The organism is Spirulina sp. 06S082 (assembly GCF_034932145.1).
Lineage (GTDB): Bacteria > Cyanobacteriota > Cyanobacteriia > Cyanobacteriales > Spirulinaceae > CCY15215.
In genome coordinates, this window is the sequence record NZ_JAYGHV010000205.1 from 1 (window position 1) to 6,411 (window position 6,411).

The window sequence follows — 6,411 nt, forward strand, 5'->3', positions numbered from 1 at the left end:
CAGTCTTGGTTATGGGGAATTGCGATCGCCAGTGTAAATCCTTTTGCGATTCTCTTTTCTCGGAAAATTTGGATTCCTGATATTCTTGCACCCTTTTGTTTTTTAAGTTTTGTCGGTCATTGGTTCAGAAGGAAATTTTGGGGGAGTTTTTTCTGGGGTGCTTTTACACTTCTAAGCGGTCAAATTCATCTCGGTGGTTTTGTTTTTACGGCTGGCTTATTTTTCTGGACGATCTGGCACGATTATCAACAAAAAAGCCTAGGAAAAATTGCTTGGTTGGGTTGGTTCTGTGGTTCTTTCATTGCGAGTATTCCTCTGTTTTTCTGGCTAAGAGAAGCATTACCGCAATGGCAAGGTGTACGTTCTTCCGTTGTCGGTCTTCTCGTCCCTAAATTTTACAGCCAATGGATAACAAGTGCATTAGGAGTGAATATGAGTTACTCCTTGAAAGATGTATTTTGGTCTGATTTTCTGCGAGAACCGATTTTGTTAGGAATACCCACTTATTTAATGATTCCCGCTCATTTATTTCTCATTGGTATAGGTCTATATCCATTGTATCATTGGTTGAGACAATCGAGGCGTATTTCTTTGCGAAAAATTGTACCGAAAAAAGATGATTCTCAATTAGTTTTTTATTTGAAAGCGATGGGGTTAGGAGTGGGAGGAACATTTACTTTATCAGCAATAAATTTTGTACCTTACTATATTCCTGTTGTGCTTCCTTTTCCTTTCTTTTGGTTAGCTCGACTCTATGAAAATAAACTCAGATTTTTACTGGCGATCGTTTTATTACAGTTATTAATAAGCATAACTTTTCTGACTTTCATTCATTATACGGGAGGATCGGAATATTCTGATTATGGTCTTACTTATAAAACTCAGTTGACATTGAAACAGTAAGAAATAAAACAGTAGAATAACATTATCTATTATATTTCGTTTGGTAAAACCTGAAACGATGGATTATTATTTTCCCATTTTCTAATGTCTTTGTAAAGCTGTGTATTGCAGAAATAGCTGAATTCATAAGCAAGCCGTAAATCGCGTTCAAGACTATCTGGTTTAATTTCCTCTTTGGATATTGTAGATTCACCAATTTTGCGTAATACTTTACGCAAACCAACGGATAGAATAGCAACTAGATCGTGACCGCAACAGATTTGCCAAGGATCATAAGAGTTCTTTTTCTTATTTCTTAGTCGCTGTTGAAATGATTCATCTTGCAGCAAATAATTATTAGATTTATTCTGAATCTCTTTAATGAACTTCACTTCATCCAGTTCTAGTGTCTTCTCATTAATAAAATGACTAAATGTAAGGTTATCGAACTTTAGATTTAATCTTTCTTCTTCAGAAGTTAGGCGCAGATAACCTATTTTTGCTGCGGCTGTAAGCAATTTTTGTCTAAGATTGTATTGAAACGTTTCAATTTTATTTTCTGAAACAAACTCAGAAACGATTTTATCAAGAGATACTGATTGAATGAGCATAGTTTCAAGATCGTGAGTGTCTGTACGCAACAAGTTAGGGCTATTATAGGAAGGCGATATAATGCGATCGAAGTCTGCATCAACAATCGCTAAAACTCCATAAAAACTCTCATTTTCAAAAATTTGCAGGACGGAAATTACTCTATTTTTACTAGAAGGTTTTCCTGAAATAGGTACAATTTGACAAGTCAATTTATTAACTAAACGGTCATAAAAAAGGCGATCGGATATACCTTCTACTAAAAGGAATGTTCCACGAAACACAGCACGTAGCATTCTAATTTTGTTAGCATCAGCTTCAATTGAACGAAATTCTTTCACGATGAGACTCCTTTTAATTCTACCGTCAAATCCCAGCGATCCTGAATAATATCGGGTGAATGAGTTGTCATGAGAATATCTATATTAGCTAACTTTGTAATCTCTTGTAAATCTTTTAAAAACTGAACTTGCCATCCTAAATGAAGTGATATTTCAGGCTCATCAATTAAAACTAGAGAGTTTGGTTCAACTTTAAAGAGTAGTTCATAGAGCAGAACTAATTCATGTTGTTCTCCAGAGGATAAATCAGTTGGAGAAAGTATTTTTTTATCATGTTTTGTAGTAAAAATAAAGCCTTTTTCTTTGCTGAAATTTATCTCTTTACAAGAATATTCAAATTTCTTATTGATGATTTCTCTTAATAAATCAATCTTGCTTGCAATTTCATCAAAAACGCTTAGTTTCTTTTTAACATCTTCGATATAAACCGATAAAATGTTTTTTGTGCTTTCATCAATTGTCTGAGGTTGAATTTGAAAATCAGAGCTTTTGTCTTTATCTAACAATCCAACTTCTATAAGGCGAGAACGTTTTTTTTCAAGTTCATCTAATTGTAGACGAAGTTGATCATCTACTAAATCTGGTGCTGTTTTTTGTTCGACTAATCTTGCTGGAAATGTGCGATCTAGAGCTTGAGAAGTTGTTCCATATTCTGTTAATTTTGCTTTAATAATACCTGCAATTTCACTAGAATACTCAGAAACAGTAGCTGACATTGGAAGAGGGGATTCAAAATATCTGGGATGTCTTTGAGAAGATGTGTTGAATAAGCGCTGAGATTCAATAATACGAACATGAATACTATTGCGAACTTCAGTTAACCACTCTGGTTCAGATCCTAAGAGCCTGAATTTTGATGGTAATACATCTTCAAATCTTTCGATTACTTCTTCTAACGAAAGTATTTCGTCAGTAGGAGTATATAGCCAACGTTGAAGGGCAACACGATCTAGTCCTGGTATTATATCATCGAATATATTCATGGGAAAATTAATATCGGGACGAATATTATCTTTTACTTTTATAGGAGTAAAAATTATCGGTTTTGATTGGGATTGCTGAAATGTAAAAGTAATTTTATCCTTTTTATTTACTCCATTTGAATCTTCAGATTCTTTTTTTATTGCAAGGCTACTATTGTCATTAAAATCAACTCGAAAATTGTTAAATGGAATAGTCCAGAAAATTGAGTGCTTTGAATTAAATAATCCATTGAGCATCTTCAAAATAATGGTTTTTCCAAAACCATTAGGAGCATGAATAATAGTAATTCGATCGCTCATATTTAATGGGATTACATGATTGAAAATCCCAAATAAGCCGCTCACAGAAATCTGTTTGATTCTCATGTTTTTTCTCCTCTCATCATAAATTCAAATTATAATCGTTTTAGACCAATCCTGTTCAACTTCTTTCTTAATATTCTACAATTTTACTTCAAGTTACAACTTATCTGTTAAAACAAAAGTATTGCTCATGGAGAGAAATAGCGATCGCCAAAAATCCTGTAAAGATAAGCAATATCCTTACAGGAAATCTTGAGAAGTAAAATAAATTTTAAACTGCAACTGCTTCGCGACTAGACCCGAAAGTTTCCTCAAAAAGCACTTGAGATTCGCGAAAAGTTTGCTGAAGAAGTTGACGATCGCTTTCCCCTCGCAGTCCCAGATAAGGAAAATGATCTAACATTTCCCCGAATAAGCGATCGCAGTCTTCACGATATTTTACAGTGTCGAGGATGTGGACGTGCCAGACTTTATCCATTTCTCGGGTGGGGACGATACCCCGATCGCGGTAAAAGTATTGGAGGATGAGAAATTTGCGATATTCTTCGATCCCGTGGGTGGTTTCCTCGAGGGTTAATCCTTGTCCATCCTCTGGGTTCATTAATTTGTAGGCGATCGGACCGAAATCTGTTGCTTTAAGTTCTTCAAGAAAGTGGCGATCGCGATCGGATAAATCTTCTAATTTCATGGGTTTTTCTCTTTTGTCCAGATTGCAAGAAACAATCTGAATCTAAGTGAGGGAAGTTACGGAGAGGCAAAAACCTGCTCCGAGTGGTGAAAAACCTTATAAACTGGGAAAAATAGAGTTAGGGGAAGTTCTCAAACTTAAGAAAATCCCCCAACTTTATGTTTACTATCTCCTCAAGAGAGAAATGGCTAGACCGAGTTATGGACCCCGCGCAAAACAAAGAGCAAAACACCTTCTCGCAAGTCTCTTGGACTTTGCGGATGATTGTTTGGAGACGGAAGGAGTGCTGAAAATACACTGCAATAAACAAGCCCCCGATCGCCTCGTTTTCCAAACTAAAATTCGCTATCTCGAACAATTGACGGGAATGGGCGATCGCGCAAACCAATTAAATAGCCAGCAAATTAAGGAAGCGATCGCCCGCATGAAAGACTTTTTGGGCATTTTAGAGGATAATCGCGCTCAAACCCAAGGTTCCGATCGCTGGAATTTTACCCTCAAACTTTGGTACTCCTATCGCGAGAAAGAGAAAAACCTCGATCGCTTCGATCGCGAATGGGAAAGCAAACGACCGGAAAAATCCAAACAAGTGACGGGAGAATTAATACAGTCTCAGCACCAAAATTCTCCCCTAACAACGATAGAGGCGATCGAGGAAGAGACAAAAGCCCGAGAATATCCTTACCACAATCTTCCCGCCCGCGATCGCGCTGTATTTGTGGGCAGAACAAAAGAATTAAAGCAATTATTAGACTTCCTTGCAGCCCATAACCCCATCCATCGCATTAGTATAGAAGGCATGGCGGGCGTGGGTAAAACCACTTTAATGATGGAAGTCGCGCATCTTTGCTTAGAAGCGCGTCAAAACCAACGGGAGAAAGATTTTCCTCGCTTCGATGCGATCGTGTTTAGCTGTGCAAAATCCCATAGATTCCATGCAGGTCGCTTGTTACCGCGCTTGCAGAGAGAAAGCAGTCTCGGGGATATTTTTCGCGCGATCGCCAATACTTTAGACTGTCCTGGGATTCTCCGCAGCGACTTTTCCGAACAATTTCAGCGCCTGCGAGAGCGTTTGGGAAACCAACCCACCTTATTATTGTTAGATAATGCTGATACTCTCGAAGATCGCGAAAATATACTCGCTTTTTTATACGAATTACCCACGACTGTTAAAGTTTTGCTGACAAGTCGGGTACAAATACAACTCGATACAGGCATTCATCTGGATAGTTTGCCAGAAAAGCAGTCCTTAGAATTAATCGATTATCAGGCCAAACTCAAACAAATTCCCCCCAATACTTTTCGATCTCAACCTCTCTATGAAAAAACCGAAGGAAACCCCATGGCCATTGTTTACAGCATTGGTCAACTCGCTTCGGGTTATCCTTTCGAGACCGTTACAACTCGACTGCGATCGCCGACGGGAGAAATTGCTCGTTTTTGCTTAGAGGAGTTAGTTAAACCCTTGAGAGGACAACTCAGCCATCGCTTATTAATGGCGATCGCGCTTTTTGCAGCACCTCCCACCCAAACCGCGATCGCCTCTGTCCTTGGTGTTGAGGAGGCTTTTGCCCTCACGGATAGTTTGGCACACCTACAGCAACTTTCCCTGCTTAAACTGGAGGAGGGACGCTATCGGATGCTTTTTCTCACCCGCGAATATGCGATCGCCGCACTTGCAAACCATTCGCAGTTTGAGGAGGAAGCGCGATCGCGTTGGCTGACCTGGTATTTACACTTTTCGAGCCTCGAAGGAGAGTATCATTGGCGAGAGTGGCGCGATTATGGCCAATTAGAGTCAGACTGGGACAATATCCAAGCTGTTTTTGAATGGTGCATCGAGACAGGACATTATCCAGAAGCAAAGGTATTTTGGCGACAAATTAAAGGTTATAGCTACATTTACGGCTATTGGAATGAGCGTTTAAACTGGTTGGAAGGATTATTATCCATCGCGCAACAGCAAGGCGATCGCGATCTGGAGAGAGAAGTATTAGGCGATCGCGCTTGGACGTTGATGTTAATGGGAAAACCGGAACAACTTGCAGAAGCAGAAGACATCTTTGCAGAATTAGCCAAGGAAGTTCGCGAAATGAACCCCCAAGAGCGCTTAGAATTGTTACATTCTAGAGCAATTTTAGCCTTTGAACAACAAGACTTGAGCCTCGCACTGCAATGGTTTGAGTCAGAAAAGCAACTGCTTGCAACCATAGGAGGCGATCGCCGTCAAGAAATTCGCATTCAATATTATGAAGCGGGAATTTACTGCAAAATGGAGGATTTTCCTCGAGCCAAAACCCTCTATCAGCAAGCCCTCAAGCGATCGCGAGAGTTACAATGGCAACAACTCGAGGTCTATATTTTGAATTGGTTAGCTGAGATCGCAGTGATGACGGGGGAATTAGAGCAAGCCGAGGCACTATTGGCACAAAGCTGGCCGATGGCGCGATCGCGCAACGATCGCCGCTCAATTGCGTTTCACCAGCGCACCCAAGCCTATTTAGCGCGATCGCGCGGTTGCATGGATGCAAGCCAAAAAGCCGCTATAGTCGCGTTAAATCATTTCGAGGCTTTGGGGATGCGATCGGAGGCTGCCCAGATGCGGGAGTGGGGGGGTTAGGGG

At 39.8% G+C, this 6,411-nt stretch carries 5 protein-coding genes; 2 read left to right on the forward strand and 3 right to left on the reverse strand.

Going from position 1 to position 6,411, the window contains the following annotated elements; all coding sequences use genetic code 11:
• Positions 1 to 903: hypothetical protein (locus tag VB714_RS14245; protein WP_323225251.1), on the forward strand; the 903-nt coding region annotated here is incomplete at its 5' end.
• A 29-nt stretch (positions 904 to 932) separates the two neighbouring features.
• Here VB714_RS14245 and VB714_RS14250 read toward each other — a convergent pair.
• From VB714_RS14250 to VB714_RS14260, 3 genes are all read right to left on the reverse strand, one after another.
• Positions 933 to 1,814: a DUF4435 domain-containing protein gene (locus VB714_RS14250; RefSeq protein ID WP_323225253.1), complete on the reverse strand. Its 882-nt coding sequence runs from the start codon at positions 1,812 to 1,814 to the stop codon at positions 933 to 935.
• Complete coding sequence (locus VB714_RS14255; protein WP_323225255.1) at positions 1,811 to 3,163, reverse strand: AAA family ATPase; 1,353 nt, start codon at positions 3,161 to 3,163, stop codon at positions 1,811 to 1,813. Before VB714_RS14255 ends, VB714_RS14250 begins: the two co-directional genes overlap by 4 nt.
• A 208-nt stretch (positions 3,164 to 3,371) precedes the next feature.
• Entirely contained in the window at positions 3,372 to 3,788 is a 417-nt protein-coding gene (locus VB714_RS14260) for a hypothetical protein (protein ID WP_323225257.1), read from the reverse strand.
• A 46-nt stretch (positions 3,789 to 3,834) separates the two neighbouring features.
• On the opposite strand from VB714_RS14260, the gene VB714_RS14265 reads away from it, so the two are divergent.
• On the forward strand, positions 3,835 to 6,408 hold the full coding sequence (locus VB714_RS14265; RefSeq protein ID WP_323225260.1) for an NB-ARC domain-containing protein: 2,574 nt from the start codon (positions 3,835 to 3,837) through the stop codon (positions 6,406 to 6,408).
• Positions 6,409 to 6,411 lie beyond the last annotated feature (3 nt).

Excerpts from the sequence above, each read along its gene's own strand:
- VB714_RS14255 (WP_323225255.1), bottom strand. The coding sequence starts at position 3,163 with ATGAGAATCAAACAGATTTCTGTGAGCGGCTTATTTGGGATTTTCAAT.
- VB714_RS14260 (WP_323225257.1), bottom strand. The coding sequence starts at position 3,788 with ATGAAATTAGAAGATTTATCCGATCGCGATCGCCACTTTCTTGAAGAA.